14 protein-coding genes are annotated in these 14,038 nt (G+C 62.5%); 7 read left to right on the forward strand and 7 right to left on the reverse strand.

Translation table 11 applies throughout. The features are described from left to right. Positions 1–6: 6 nt before the first annotated feature. Together KUV51_RS03815 and KUV51_RS03820 are read right to left on the reverse strand one after the other, a co-directional pair. Positions 7–540 (reverse strand): superoxide dismutase family protein, encoded by a 534-nt coding sequence (locus tag KUV51_RS03815; RefSeq protein WP_222520270.1) that lies wholly within the window; start codon positions 538–540, stop codon positions 7–9. Positions 541–649: 109 nt separating this feature from the next. After that, the gene (locus KUV51_RS03820; RefSeq protein ID WP_222521230.1) at positions 650–1,789 is read right to left on the reverse strand and encodes an alpha-hydroxy acid oxidase; all 1,140 of its coding nucleotides are present in this window, start codon (positions 1,787–1,789) and stop codon (positions 650–652) included. 139 nt (positions 1,790–1,928) lie between these two features. Between KUV51_RS03820 and KUV51_RS03825 the strand changes: the two genes are divergently transcribed. Together KUV51_RS03825 and KUV51_RS03830 are read left to right on the forward strand one after the other, a co-directional pair. Further along, a complete protein-coding gene (locus KUV51_RS03825; RefSeq protein ID WP_222520271.1) occupies positions 1,929–2,411 on the forward strand; it encodes a hypothetical protein in 483 nt (160 codons plus the stop codon). Between the two features lie 75 nt (positions 2,412–2,486). Next, the gene (locus tag KUV51_RS03830; protein WP_222520272.1) at positions 2,487–4,916 is read left to right on the forward strand and encodes an ATP-dependent helicase; all 2,430 of its coding nucleotides are present in this window, start codon (positions 2,487–2,489) and stop codon (positions 4,914–4,916) included. 233 nt (positions 4,917–5,149) lie between these two features. Here KUV51_RS03830 and sigJ read toward each other — a convergent pair whose 3' ends face one another. The 4 genes from sigJ to KUV51_RS03850 form a co-directional block, all read right to left on the reverse strand. Beyond that, positions 5,150–6,100 carry an RNA polymerase sigma factor SigJ gene (gene sigJ / locus KUV51_RS03835; RefSeq protein WP_222520273.1) on the reverse strand — a complete coding sequence of 317 codons (951 nt, stop codon included), beginning with the start codon at positions 6,098–6,100 and terminating at the stop codon, positions 5,150–5,152. Then, positions 6,097–6,645, reverse strand: coding sequence for a hypothetical protein (locus tag KUV51_RS03840; protein ID WP_261385632.1), 549 nt, complete (start codon positions 6,643–6,645; stop codon positions 6,097–6,099). The genes sigJ and KUV51_RS03840 overlap by 4 nt, the downstream gene beginning before the upstream one ends. Then, on the reverse strand, positions 6,642–7,085 hold the full coding sequence (locus KUV51_RS03845) for a hypothetical protein (RefSeq protein ID WP_222520274.1): 444 nt from the start codon (positions 7,083–7,085) through the stop codon (positions 6,642–6,644). The genes KUV51_RS03840 and KUV51_RS03845 overlap by 4 nt, the downstream gene beginning before the upstream one ends. Positions 7,086–7,419: 334 nt before the next feature. Next, complete coding sequence (locus tag KUV51_RS03850) at positions 7,420–7,650, reverse strand: DUF1127 domain-containing protein (protein ID WP_222520275.1); 231 nt, start codon at positions 7,648–7,650, stop codon at positions 7,420–7,422. A gap of 223 nt (positions 7,651–7,873) precedes the next feature. Here KUV51_RS03850 and KUV51_RS03855 point away from each other — a divergent pair, with 223 nt between their 5' ends. After that, on the forward strand, positions 7,874–8,944 hold the full coding sequence (locus KUV51_RS03855) for an Mrp/NBP35 family ATP-binding protein (protein ID WP_222521232.1): 1,071 nt from the start codon (positions 7,874–7,876) through the stop codon (positions 8,942–8,944). Here KUV51_RS03855 and KUV51_RS03860 read toward each other — a convergent pair. Then, a complete protein-coding gene (locus KUV51_RS03860) occupies positions 8,941–9,714 on the reverse strand; it encodes a hypothetical protein (protein ID WP_222520276.1) in 774 nt (257 codons plus the stop codon). The two genes, KUV51_RS03855 and KUV51_RS03860, sit on opposite strands and share 4 nt — an antisense overlap. 724 nt (positions 9,715–10,438) lie before the next feature. On the opposite strand from KUV51_RS03860, the gene mraZ reads away from it, so the two are divergent. Genes mraZ through KUV51_RS03880 form a run of 4 tightly spaced genes read left to right on the forward strand, consistent with a single transcriptional unit; the run spans position 10,439 to position 14,027 of the window. Beyond that, positions 10,439–10,930 (forward strand): division/cell wall cluster transcriptional repressor MraZ, encoded by a 492-nt coding sequence (gene mraZ, locus KUV51_RS03865; protein WP_222520277.1) that lies wholly within the window; start codon positions 10,439–10,441, stop codon positions 10,928–10,930. Between the two features lie 3 nt (positions 10,931–10,933). Continuing rightward, positions 10,934–11,896, forward strand: coding sequence for a 16S rRNA (cytosine(1402)-N(4))-methyltransferase RsmH (gene rsmH, locus KUV51_RS03870; protein WP_222520278.1), 963 nt, complete (start codon positions 10,934–10,936; stop codon positions 11,894–11,896). Then, entirely contained in the window at positions 11,896–12,243 is a 348-nt protein-coding gene (locus KUV51_RS03875) for a cell division protein FtsL (RefSeq protein WP_222520279.1), read from the forward strand. The genes rsmH and KUV51_RS03875 overlap by 1 nt, the downstream gene beginning before the upstream one ends. Then, positions 12,240–14,027 (forward strand): peptidoglycan D,D-transpeptidase FtsI family protein, encoded by a 1,788-nt coding sequence (locus tag KUV51_RS03880; RefSeq protein WP_222520280.1) that lies wholly within the window; start codon positions 12,240–12,242, stop codon positions 14,025–14,027. The genes KUV51_RS03875 and KUV51_RS03880 overlap by 4 nt, the downstream gene beginning before the upstream one ends. The last annotated feature ends 11 nt before the right edge of the window (positions 14,028–14,038 follow it).

Below are 14,038 nucleotides of genomic sequence, written 5' to 3' on the forward strand. Positions count from 1 at the left end.
CTTGCGTTAGCCCGCTTCCAGCACACCGCAAACAATGCGTGGACCGGCGCCGCCGATGGGCTGGGTGATCTGATCGTCCGCATTGGCGTGAATGACGATGGCAGTGCCGTCCTCATCCAGCAGTGGCAGGTCGCCCCCGTCGATCGACGCGCCATCCTTGAAGAATTGCATCTCACCCACACCATCGGTGCCCACGAAGATATTGCCCAGATCGCCCTTGCCCGGACCAGCCGGGTTCAGCAGACCATGCTCGCCTTCACCCTCACCATGGTGACCGTGCGAGGATTTGAAGCCGGTATCGGCAGCACAATGCGCCTTGGCGTGAAAGTGCACGCCCTTCTTGCCCGGCGGCAGGTCGCTGACCTTGATATGGACCAGCACACCATGAGGGCTTTGCTGCAGGTTGGCCATGCCGATGACCGCGCCCTCTAGGTTCTTCAGTTCAGCCGTCGCGGTTGTGCTGTGCCCACCGGCAAGCGCCGCTGTGCAGCCGAGCGCCAGAATGGTTGAGGTGAAAACGGTTCGCATAGTCTTGGTCATTGTCAGAATGCTCCATCAGTGTTGTTTGCGAGTGCAGAAACAACCCGTGATGTTCGGGAGCTATTCGGTGCCAAGTTGTCGCATCATGTGCGTGGCGGCAGCTTGCCGCTCAGTCGCGGGCAAAGGGCTTGGGCAGGTCGCGCAACGTGCGGGCGCCAAGCTGGCCCATGTTGGCCTTCAGATCCTCGCGCAGGATATGGACCAGATGGTCAATCCCCTCGGGCCCAAGGGCGGCAAGGGCATAGTGCCAGGCCCGGCCCAGCATCACGAAATCAGCGCCGGATGCCATGGCCCGCAGGATATCGAGGCCACCCTCGACCCCGCTGTCGAAGATGAGCGGCAGTTTCGTCGCGCGGCGGATCGCGGGCAACACTTCAATCGTGCCCGGCGCGGCGTCGAACTGCCGCCCGGCGTGGTTGGAGACCCAGATGGCGTCCGCGCCCAGCTTCTCCAATCGCTCGGCATCGGTGCCGCGCATAACGCCCTTGACTACGAAGGGCCCGTCCCACGCATCGCGCAGCCAAGACACATAGTCCCAGTCAGGTGAGGTGCGCAGCAAATAGCCCACATGGGCCGTCACCGGCAGGTTTTCCGTGGCTGTCGTCGTGTAGGCATCAAGCATCCGCATATGCGGCATGCCTTTGTGCGCCATCGCCATGGCCCAGGCCGGTCGCATCGCCACCTGGGCCACAAGCCGCGGCGTCAGCCGGGGCGGGTTCGTGAGGCCGGATCGCGTCTGCCGTTCGCGCCGCGAGGCGACGGGGACATCGACCGTCAAGACCAGCGTCTTGAACCCGGATGTCTTGGCGCGGTGCAGCATGTCGCGGCGGATGCCTTCATCGCGAGGCGGGTACATCTGGAACCAGGCGTCGTCGCCCAGAACGGGTGATACGTCTTCGGGGGAGGCAGCGGCCACGGTGGAGAGTGTGTAGGGCATGTTCAACCGCGCCGCGCCCTTGGCAAGATGCCGTTCCGCATCCGGCCACATCAGGCCCGACATGCCGACCGGGGCAATGCCAAAGGGCAGGGGGCGGTCGCGCCCCAGAAGCGTCGTGGACAGGTCTGGCTCAAACTCGCCATGCAGGATCGAGGGCATCAGGCCCACCCGGTCCAGTGCCGAGCGATTGCGGCGGCGGGTCGCTTCATCACCTGTACCGCTGTCCAGATACTCCCAGACGAATTTCGGGATGCGGGTGCGCGCACGGGCGCGCAGGTCGCTGAGAGCGGGATAGCGGCTATTGAGGTCCATGCGCGCGTTTATGACGAGCACCATGCGGACATGTCCAGAGAACCACGCAAATCAGCCCCTGAGTTAAATCATTTTTTAAGGACATTTTCGCAAAAGTGGATTCGTCGCTCATTACACACCACTGGGAAGGAACTTGACCATGCAAGCACTGATCATCGACCGGCAAGCGGATCGCCTCGACCACTGCCAGATCGCCCTCATGAACGCGGGCGTTCAAGTCACCGGCACGGGCAGTCTGCTGGTGGCCGAGACGTGTATTCAGCGGCTTGGAGTGGACCTTCTCGTGATCGAGAAGTCGACCATCGGGGATGCGCTGGGCGATACGATTGGCATGGCGGAAGAGCGCAACAGCCATCTCGTATCCATCCTGCGGACACCCGATGTGGGCGAGGATCAGGATGCGCTATCACCCCATTTCCCATCCCTGCATTGCATTGTCGGCCAAGACGTGTCGAACGAGGTGGCGATCAAGCTTGGTCTGGCGTCGCTGCGCGCGCAGGCGACCCGCTCGGTGATGCCGGCGCGTGCGCTGCGGGTCAAAAAGCCGAACCTTGAAGCTGCGCGCGCGGCCTATGCCGCCCGTGCCCCACAGGCTGACAATATCTTTGCCGAGGCGGTCTGATCCCTCCGCCAAGATAGCCTAAGAACAGATCAAGAACAGCTTTCGCTTTGCCATGGGCCACGCTATGCTTGGCCCATGAGCAGTTTTGACGAATTCGATGCCTTTGAAGGGGCCTCACTGTCTGCACGGGCCATGCAAGCGCGCCCGCAGCCGTATCTTGATGGGCTGAACCCGGCGCAGCGGGAAGCGGTCGAGAAGCTGGACGGCCCGGTTCTGATGCTGGCGGGTGCGGGCACGGGTAAGACGCGGGCGCTGACCGCGCGCATCGTGCATCTGCTGAACACGGGGCGGGCGCGTCCGAACGAGATCCTCGCCGTGACCTTCACCAACAAGGCTGCGCGCGAGATGAAGAACCGCGTGGGCCAGATGCTGGGCCAGCAGATCGAGGGGATGCCCTGGCTGGGCACGTTCCACGCGATCTGTGTGAAGCTGTTGCGGCGTCATGCGGAGCTTGTGGGGCTGAAGACCAACTTCACCATTCTGGATACGGACGATCAGATCCGGCTGCTCAAGCAACTCATTTCCGCAGCAAATATCGACGACAAGCGATGGCCGGCACGACAGTTGTCGAGCATCATCGACGGATGGAAGAACCGGGCGCTGACGCCGGACAATGTGCCTGCTGTGGATGCGGGGGCCTACAACCACAAGGGTGTGGATCTGTATGCGCAGTATCAGGCGCGGTTGAAGGAGCTGAACGCCTGCGACTTTGGCGACCTGCTTTTGCACATGGTCACCATCTTTCAGACCAATCCGGACGTGCTGGCGCAATATCAGCGATGGTTCGCCTTCATCCTGGTGGACGAATATCAGGACACGAATGTCGCGCAATATCTGTGGCTTAGACTGCTGGCTCAGGGGCACAAGAACATCTGCTGTGTGGGTGATGACGACCAGTCGATCTATGGCTGGCGCGGGGCGGAGGTGGGCAACATACTGCGGTTTGAAAAGGATTTTCCCGGCGCGCATGTGGTGCGGCTGGAGCAGAATTATCGGTCAACTCCACATATTCTGGCTGCCGCATCCGGCGTGATTGACGGGAACGAGAACCGGCTGGGCAAGACGCTGTGGACGGATAAGAACGAGGGCGAGAAGGTGCGCCTGATCGGCCATTGGGACGGCGAGGAAGAGGCGCGCTGGATCGGGGAAGAGATCGAGGCGTCCCAGAAAGGCACACGAGGTGTGCGGGCCATGTCCTTGGAAGATATGGCTATTCTGGTGCGGGCGTCGCATCAGATGCGCGCGTTCGAGGATCGGTTTCTGACAATTGGGTTGCCGTACCGCGTGATTGGCGGGCCGCGCTTTTATGAGCGGATGGAGATCCGGGATGCGATGGCTTATTTCCGCGTTGTCGTTAGTCCGGATGATGATCTGGCGTTTGAGCGGATCGTGAACACGCCCAAGCGTGGGCTGGGCGACAAGGCGCAGCAGACCATTCAGATCACCGCGCGCGCCAATGGTGTGCCGCTGGTGGAAGGCGCGCGGCTGGCGGTTGAGCGGGGGTTGATAAAAGGCAAGGGTGGCAATGAGTTACGCGCCCTAGTTGACGGGATTGCGCGGTGGCATTCAAAGCTGCGCGGGCCGCGGATCGTGGTGGCCGAGGACGACTCTGTTCTGGATGATGGCGAGAGGCCGCTGCGGGTCGAGTATGGTCCGCCGCCCATCAGTCATATCGAGTTGGCGGAGATCATTCTGGACGAGTCCGGGTACACGGCGCATTGGCAGAGCGACAAGACTCCGGAAGCGCCAGGGCGGCTGGAGAACTTGAAGGAACTCGTGAAAGCTCTTGAATCATTTGAGAATTTACAAGGATTTCTGGAGCATGTTTCGCTGGTTATGGACAACGCGAGCGAGGATGATGAGGCGAAGGTTTCGATCATGACGCTGCACGCGGCGAAGGGCCTGGAGTTTCCTCAGGTCTTTCTGCCGGGGTGGGAAGATGGGCTGTTTCCCTCGCAGCGGTCCATGGACGAGAACGGGGTCAAGGGGCTCGAGGAGGAGCGGCGCTTGGCCTATGTGGGCATCACGCGGGCGGAGGAGGTGTGCACGATTTCCTTTGCGTCGAACCGGCGGGTGTTCGGGCAATGGCAGTCGTCGATGCCGTCCCGCTTTGTCGATGAGCTGCCGGAGGATCATGTGGATGTGCTGACGCCGCCGGGCCTATATGGGGGTGGATTTGGGGCCGCGGCACCAAATATGGGGGGCGAGTCCCGTCTGCACCAGGCGGCGGCGGAAGCAAATGTTTACAACTCGCCCGGTTGGAAACGGTTGCAGGCGCGGGCCGGGGAGCGGCCGTTGAGCCAGCCGCAGGAGAGCCGGAATACTGTTATTGATCTGAATGCCGTGTCGGCCTTTACCGTGGGCGAGCGGGTGTTTCACCAGAAGTTTGGCTATGGCGCGATTGTGGGGATCGAGGGCGACAAGCTGGAGGTCGACTTTGAGAAGGCGGGGCTGAAGAAGGTAGTCTCGCGGTTCGTGTCGGGGACGGATGATATTCCGTTTTGAGGTCAGCGGGCTGAATGGTTAACGGGGCGTGCGGTGCCCGGGTCTGGCGAAACTGCACATTTTCATCTGAAAACTGCGCATTTTGACCCCGGTGAAACGGGGCGTTTTTTGGGTGTTTTGGCGGAACTGCACATTTTGGGGCTGAAACTGCGTGTTTTGCAGGGCGCAGCCACCCGCTTTGGCGTTAACGGACCGGTCACTTTTGGCCTGCCGTTAAGGTTTGCGCGGAAGGCTTAACTGTTTTGAAGGGTTTGGCCGCCGGGCGGCTCTGTTTGCTGACGCAAAGACGCCCGCCCGCCGACCCTGTTCGCGAGCGCGGGCCAGAGCTTGTCGGGGTTGCGCATGGTGTACATCCAGCAGATTTGGCCGTGTCGGTTCAACGCCACAGTGAAGAGCGTATGTGCCACGCCGTTGTCGGTCATCAAAAGGGCGGGGTAGCCATTCGCTGTGACGGGTACGGGGATCCGGGTGCTTGCGTGTTTCAGTGAGACCGCGTGCGAGACCAGGAGGATGTCGTCAGGACCGACGAGCGGGCGGCGGGCGGCGCGGGCCTTGGCCCCGCCATCGGAGATCGCGATGGCGTCGTCCGAGAGGTACGCCTTGGCCGCGTCAAGGTCGCCCGTGGCGATGGCGGCGAGAAAGCCGCTGATCTGGGCGGCGCGTTTGCCTGCCGGTTGGGTGAGGTCCGGGGCGGATTGCGCGATGCGCCGGTGGGCGCGGCTGACGAGCTGGCGGCAGGCGGCTTCGGATTTTCCCAGCGTGTCCGCGATGTCGGCATAGGACGCATCGAAGGCTTCGCGCAGGACAAAGGCTGCACGTTCACTGCTGGGCAGCGTGTCCATCATCCAAAGGAGCGCGAGTTCGCAGTCCTGGGCTTGGGCAAAGCTGTCCTCGGCTGTGTGGGTGTCGACGATCAGCGGTTCGGGCAGCCAAGGGCCCACATAGGTTTCGCGCCGCGCCTTGGCCCGGCGCAGGCTGTCGATGGCCACGCGCGTGGCGGCGGTGCGTAGCCATGCGGCGGGGGTGCGGATGGCGGCGTGATCGGCGGTGGACCATTTGAGCCATGTGTCCTGTACCGCATCCTCGGCCAGTCCCCGTTCGCCCAGCATCCGGTAGCACAGGGCCGTAAGCATCGGCCGCTGTGCTTCGAACTGTTCGGTCCACTGTGTCTGTGGCCACGTCATGCAGGGGCCGGGTCCATGAGGGTGACAGAGGTGCCGCCAACCTCGAGCCGTTGGCAAAGCTTGCCGTGGCCCATGCCGCGTTTCAGGACGGGGTAGGCCCGGGTGAACGCGGAGGCGAAGGAGGCGGCGATGACGGCGCGGGGGCCGTGCGCTTCCTCGATCCGCGCGCGCAGGGCGTCGAGCGTGTCGTCGCCGCGGATGGCGGCCCAGGCGAACTGGTAACCGAGGCCGAAATCGCCTGCGGCATCCGCGTTGCCGTTGAGGCAGGCCTGTATGTCGGCTGCCCGCGCGCCGAAGGCCAGTGCCATGTCGACGGTGAGCTGGGCGCAGGGGCCGCAATCACCCTCGACCGCGGAGCCGACCATGGCGCCCATGCGGATGTGATGTGCGCTGGCAGGTCCAGCGTAGTTGCTGACCTTCTGGAACAGGGCCAGACGCAGCCCGGCCCGTGCGTCGGTGTCGATGATGTCGTGCTGGTACTGGGCGTTGTAGTTGAATGCTTGGGCAAAGCGGCGGGTGCCGGCGTGGAGGATTGCGCGGATCATGGGTGAGACTCCTTGGGTTCTATTGAGGAAGCGATGGCGAGGCTTGTCCAGACCGGAAGCTGGAGACCTGCGAGGTTGACGAGGGCGATGGTGTCGAGCGGCACGCCGCGCTCGATCCACAGCAGGATGTGGAAGAGCGCGTGGAGCGCGGGCCATGCGAGCCCGACAAGCAGCACGGCACGTTGGCCCGTGCGGCAGCCATGCAGAACAGCGAGCCCGCTGACCGCGAAGATCAGGACGATGTCGCGGATGAAATGCAGGTTGAACGGCCCCATGGCCGCGACGCCCGGTGTCAGCCTGTACCAGCTGAGCGGGGCCGCCCACATGAGGGCCGAGGTGATCAGGAAGTAGGCTCCGACGAGCCAGAGAATGCGCACCATGTCTTTGGGTTCCTGTTGTTGTCGGAACTTGTGACGGCTGGGCGCTGCGGGATGTGACATGCCCGCGCGATTTTTTGGGTGCTGAAAAAGAAAAAGCGGCGATCCCAGGGAGGAGGAGGGGATCGCCGCCGTCTTGATGCCCGCCGGTCAGGGAGGAGGAGGACCGGATCGGACACATCTGGTGCACCGTTTGGTGCGGTATTCGCGCGACGACATCCGGGAGGAGGTGAATGCCGCCGCTCTTGCAACATCGCGTCGGTCAGGGAGGAGGAGGACCGGGGTGCGATGTATCGCTTTGTTCAAAGTGCGGCGGCGCCAGGGAGGAGGAGGGCGCCGCCGCCAATTTCAGATGCCCTCAGGGAGGAGGAGAGGGCGATCTGATCTCGTGTGTTCCTTAGGCCGCCACGTCCTGTGCCGATTCCCATGCCACGCGCTTGAGTTCCGACCGGTGCAGGCCCAGATCGGCCAGTTCGCGGTTGGACAGGGCGTTCAGCTCGGTCAGCGTGGTGCGGTAGACGCGCGCCTTGGCGCGGCGCTCTGCGGCGGCTTCGAATACGCGTGCAGCGGTGCCCAGGATGCGTTCAACCAGGTCGCTGCGCTGTGCTACATCGTTGTAATAGGCCATGTTTTTTGCCTCATGCTCATTTCGTTGATGGTTATATAGGCCTATGCTGCACCTGCACAATGGATACCAAATCAATGCTGCCATGCAGCAATTGCATAGACCCTGAGTTGAATTCGGCGGCAGTGTGCACACGAATGCGGCGTTTGCGTCCAGTTGGTCGGCGGGGCCTTGCCACTGGTGAAAATACTGCCATCTCTCGCATCACAAAGCGGAGAGAATGAGCATGTCGATATCCAAGGATCACATCATGGAAGCGCTGGCCCGGATCGGCATGCCGGACGGCGGAGACCTTGTCAGCCGCGATTTGATTCGTGCCGTGCAGGTGCAGGGCGACGCCGTGCAGTTCGTGGTCGAGGCGCCGACGCCGGAGCTTGCCGCCCGGATGGAGCCGGTGCGTGCCGCCGCCGAGGCGGCCGTGAGGGGTATAGCCGGTGTGGGTGAGGTGCGCGTCGCCCTGACCGCCCATGGGCCCGCCAGTAAACCGCCGCCGCCCAGCCTGAAGATCGGAGGCCATCCGAAGCCGCAGGAAGGGCCTGCAAAGCCGGTCGGCGTGCAAAGGATTGTGGCCATCGGGTCCGGCAAAGGTGGTGTGGGCAAATCCACGGTGTCGTCGAACCTTGCCGTGGCGCTGGCCAAGCAGGGCCGGAAGGTCGGGTTGCTGGATGCAGATATATACGGTCCCAGCCAGCCCCGCATGATGGGCGTGAACAAGCGCCCCGCGTCGCCGGATGGCAAGACCATCATTCCGCTCCACGCTCATGGTGTGACGCTGATGTCCATCGGGTTCATGCTGGAGGAGGGCAAGGCCGTTGTTTGGCGTGGCCCGATGCTGATGGGCGCGTTGCAGCAGATGCTGGGGCAGGTGGAGTGGGGCGAGCTGGATGTGCTGCTGGTCGATCTGCCGCCGGGGACGGGGGATGTGCAGTTGACCCTGTGTACCAAGTCCGAACTGTCGGGGGCCATTGTCGTGTCGACGCCGCAGGACGTGGCACTTATTGACGCCCGCAAGGCGCTGGACATGTTTGCGACGTTGAAGACGCCTGTGCTGGGGCTGATCGAGAACATGTCGATGTTTGTGTGCCCCGACTGTGGGTCGGAACATCAGATCTTTGGTCAGGGTGGCGTTGCCGCGGAGGCCGGCAAGCTGGGTGTGCCGCTGCTCGGTGCGCTGCCGATTGATCTTGAGACCCGGCTGGCCGGGGATGGGGGGACGCCCATTGCCGCCGGGGACGGGCCGATGGCGCAGGCCTATGCCCGGATTGCGGAGGGGCTTATCAAGGGCGGGATGGCCTAGACGTCGCGCCCCTCGACCGCGATGCCATAGAGTGTCGTGAGGATGCTGGCGCTGACGAGGGCGTAGAGCAGGGAGCCGATGACGGCGATGAGCGCGCTGACGATGTTGTCTGTCAGGATGGCATCGGCGGCGAGGTTCAGGATGAAATCGACCACTGCCAATATGATCATGAGCCCGAAGATGGTGGCGGCAAGTGGCTTGGTGGCGTCCCAGCTTTCGCGGAAGGTCATCTTGTGACCGATGGTGCAGGCGGGGAGGATCAGGCTCCACCGGAAGAACAGCCAGCCCAGCACTGCAACAAAAGGTATGGCGGCGAAGCCGGCGACAACGTCGCCTGCGCCGGCCGCGACAAGGCCGACCGGGATGAACAGTGGGATGGCGAGCAGCACGATGACAATTCCCAGCAAGATGCTGCGGCCGAGATAGCCCAGCACGATGCCTGCACTTGGCGTGAACCCTTCGTGCCGCCGATCGTGTGGCAGCAATACGAAGCGGTGCCAGGCTGCAATCATCATTATATAGCCGACGATCAGCATGAGGACGGCCGGGAAGATGAGCCCGAAGTTCATATCCCTGACCTCGACGCTCGAGTCCGTAAAGGGATCTTCCAGAGTTGTCATGCCAGTGGCGAGGCCAGGTTCAACCACGAACAGGATCGCCGATCCGATGGCGAGTACCGCGAGGCCAACCCATGTGGCACGTATGGTGGCTGAGAAATCGCGGAACACCATGGAGACGGCATGGCTGAAGATACGGACGGATAGGGACATGTCGGCTCCTGTCTGGCTGTATCGTGCTGTTGCCGCGTCTTTTGGGTCTGCGCAAGGGATTTCATGGGACAGCTGGGACGAAGCGGGATGCGCCATGGGAAACCATGGGCAAAAGCGGTGAAAACCAGCGTGATTCGAATCAATTTCTTGCATTCTGTCATAAAGAGCGCGGAACATAGAAAGAACATCTTTGGCGGTGCGCGATTATTCGCACTTTTCTTGGGAAATTGTGGGAAGTGAGGCGAGGGAGTGCCGTTGCACAATATATTGTGTCTATTGATGTGTGGGTAACATCATAATCCACCAAAGTGGTCAAATTCGCTACAATATGTTGTTTTTCAAGCATCGCAAAAACAAGCTGTAGTATGTAGTGCCCTCAAAAAACCATTGCGTCCCATGTTTTCCCACGTCATACCTAATGACATCAGATGAGAACGAGCACGGGGCACAAAACGACCCCAAGCAAAAACAAAACTCTAGCAGGTTTCATACAGGCACCTCGCTTTCATCAGACCAGAGATCCGGCGCGCGAGCGAGCAGACATCCCCCCAGGTGGCGCGCGCAGCTGGACATCCCGCGAGGCGGGACGAGGGCGGCGGGTTGATCAGTGGCAGCAGATCAACCCGCCGTTTCATTTCAGGGTCCCGACAAGAGGGCTGCGGTGACTGGGGAACGAATTTGAAGCGCGGGGGCGCGACGGAAAGATAAGGGACGGGCCAAACAAGTGGCACGCAGGTTCAGAGGCGAAAGCGACCACAAGGTGGACGCAAAGGGGCGGGTGTCTATCCCGGCCTCGTTTCGTCGTGTGATCGAAGCCTGCGACCCCGACTGGACCGAGGGTCTGCCGCCCCGCATCATCATCGTCTATGGCGGGGCCACCCGCGACTACCTTGAGGGCTTCACGGTCGAGGCCATGGACGAGGTGGACGAGAAGATTTCGAAATTCCCGCGTGGTTCGGCCAAGCGGAAGGCGATGGAGCGCCTTTATAGCGCGCAGTCCATCGAGACGGTTGTGGACGATACGGGCCGTATCGTCTTGCCCGCGAAGCTGCGCGAGAAGATCGGCCTGGATGGCATGGCGCGGTTCGTGTCCTCCGGTGACACGTTCGAGATTTGGCAGCCTGACGCCTATGACGAGAGTATCGCGGCGCTGGATGATGATGGGTTCGATCCCGATCTGGACCCGTCAGCCTACCTTGACGGGGACTTGGAGTAAGGAATGGCTGGGGGGCCACATATTCCGGTTCTGATCGACGCGATCCTGCGGGAATGCGCGCCAATTCACGGCACATGGTTGGACGGTACGTTTGGGGCGGGCGGCTATACGCGGGCGCTGCTTGATGCCGGGGCAGAGACCGTGATTGCGGTGGACCGTGATCCCTTGGCCTTTGAACTGGCTGGCGAGTGGGCTGGTGCCTACGGCGACCGGATCGTGATGCAACCGGGCGTGTTTTCGAAGCTGGATGAGTATGGGCAGGGTCTGGACGGTGTGGTGCTGGATCTGGGCGTGTCGTCGATGCAGTTGGACCGCGCCGAGCGCGGGTTTTCCTTCATGCAGGACGGGCCGCTGGATATGCGCATGTCGCAGGACGGGCCGTCGGCTGCAGACATCGTGAACGAGGCCGATGAGGGCGTATTGGCTGACATTCTGTTTCAGTACGGGGAAGAGCGTGCATCCCGTCGGATTGCGCGTGCCATCATCACGGCACGGCCTATCACGACGACACTGGAGCTGGTGGGGGTCATCGAGAAGTGTCTGCCCCGCCCGAAGCCCGGTCAGTCGCACCCCGCGACCCGCAGTTTTCAGGCGCTACGCATCGCGGTGAACAATGAATATGATGAATTGTATCAAGGGCTTATGGCGGCCGAGCGGGCCTTGAAGCCCGGTGGGCCGTTGGCTGTTGTGACCTTTCACTCGGTCGAGGACCGGATGGTGAAACGCTTCATGACCGCGCGCGGTGGGCGGCAGTCGAACCCGAACCGTTACGCGCCCGAGGTGGAGGCGGCTCCGGCTCAGTTCGAATTGCGAACCCGGAAGGCGATTGGCCCGGACAAGGACGAGTTGGAGATGAACCCGCGCAGCCGGTCGGCCAAGCTGCGGGTGGCGGTGCGCACGGACGCGCCTGCCGGAGAGATTGACGCAAAGAGTATTGGGATGCCGCAGGTCAGGGGGGCCATCTGATGCGCACGGTTTTGTATATTTTGACGACGTTGGCTGTGATTGGCCTCGCCTTTTGGGCCTATCGCGAGAATTACGCGACGCAGGATGCGCTGGCCAAGACGGAACGGCTGCACCGCGACATTCGCGAGGCGCATTCGCGGTTGGCGGTGTTGAGGGCCGAATGGGCGTATCTGAACCGTCCGGACCGGTTGCGCGATCTGGCGGACATTAATTTTGACAGCCTGGGCCTGTTGCCGTTCCGGCCCGACCAGTTCGGCCATGTGGACGAGGTGGCGTACCCGGCGCAAAAGACGCTCGTGATCGACAATGCGGTCGAAGTATCCGGCGAGTTGGAGCAGCAGCCATGACCCGTACCCCCCTGCGCCCCCTCGCTCGTATCCTGCCCGCCCGTGCGGCCGGTGAAAGCACCGAGGCCATTGAGCGCGAGAACCTGCGCAATCGCCATGAAGAGATGCGCGACCGGGCCCGGCAGCGCGCCGAGGGGCGCTTGCTGGTGTTGGGTCTGTTCTTTTTCTGTGCCTTTGCGACCGTGGGTGTGCGCATGGGGATGCTCGCCACGTCCGAGCCGGTGGAGCCGCGCGCCAGTGCGCAGGGTGCTGTAATTTCAGCCGCCCGCGCGGATATTGTGGATCGTGATGGACGTTTGCTGGCGACGAATTTCGAAACCCATGCGCTGTATGCCCAGCCGCCGCAGATGATCGACCCCGAGGCGTCGGCCAGGAAGCTGGCGGAGATTTTCCCGGATCTGGATGAGAAGAAGCTGCTGGAGGACTTTACCGGCAAGCGCAAGTTTCTGTGGATCCGGCGCAAGATCAGCCCGGAGCAGATGCAGGCGGTGCATGAGATCGGCGATCCCGGTCTGCTCTTTGGGCCGCGTGACATGCGCCTTTATCCCAATGGCACCCTTGCCGCCCACGTGTTGGGTGGGGCGAGCTTTGGCAAGGAGGGCGTGAGTGCGGCCGAGGTGATCGGTGTTGCGGGCGTCGAGAAGCAGTTTGATGACTATCTGCGCGATCCGGCGAACGGGCAGAAGCCGCTGGAGTTGTCGCTGGACCTGACCGTGCAGGCCGCTGCCGAGCGGGTGCTGTATGGCGGGATGCGGCTGATGAACGCCAAGGGGGCGTCGTCGGTGCTGATGGATGTGCAGACGGGCGAGGTGATCTCGGTCGTGAGCCTGCCGCATTTCGACCCGAACAACCGTCCGCGTCCTGCGACCACGGGTGATCAGAGCGATAGCCCGCTCTTCAACCGGTCGGTGCAGGGGGTGTACGAGCTGGGCTCGGCCTTCAAGATCTTTACCGCAGCGCAGGCTGTTGATCTGGGGCTTGTGTCGCCCTCGACCATCATCAACACGGCCGGTCCCATGCGTGTGGGCGGGTTCAGTATCGGAGAGTTCCGCAACAAGAATTACGGCAAGCTGAGTGTCGCCGACATCGTCGTGAAGTCCTCGAACCGGGGGACAGGGCGCCTTGTGCTGAAGATCGGCAAGGAGCGGCAGCAGGAGTTTTTGAAGAAGATGGGGTTCTTTGAGCCCACCGAGTTCGAGATTGTGGAGGCGCGTACGGGCAAACCGCTGTTGCCCCGACGCTGGACGGATTTGAGTGCGGTGACGGTGAGCTACGGGCACGGGCTGTCGTCGTCGCCCATGCATCTTGCGGCGGGCTATGCGGCCATTGCCAATGGCGGGCGGATGGTGAAACCCACGATCCTCAAGCAGGATGGTCCCCGTCTGGGTGAGCGCGTGATGAGCGAAGGCACGGCGCGTGCCGCACGCGCGATGCTGCGCAAGGTGGTGACGGACGGGACGGCCAGCATGGCCGAGGTGCCTGGCTATGCCGTGGGCGGCAAGACGGGTACTGCCGACAAGCCCAAGCCGCGCGGGGGCTATTATGACGACAAGGTCATCGCGACCTTTGCCACGATGTTCCCGGCCCATGATCCCAAATACGTGCTGGTGGTCACTCTGGACGAACCTGTTGAGACATCCGGCGACAAACCGCGCCGCAGCGCGGGGTGGACCGCCGTGCCGGTGGCCGCCGAGATGATCGGGCGGGTTGCCCCGCTGCTGGGTCTGCGGCCAAGCGTTGAACCTGTCTCTCTCGCTGATATAACGCTGACCAGCAGCAACTGAGGTGCGCATCG

It is taken from the genome of Tateyamaria omphalii (genome assembly GCF_019802125.1).
GTDB classification, from domain to species: domain Bacteria; phylum Pseudomonadota; class Alphaproteobacteria; order Rhodobacterales; family Rhodobacteraceae; genus Tateyamaria; species Tateyamaria omphalii_B.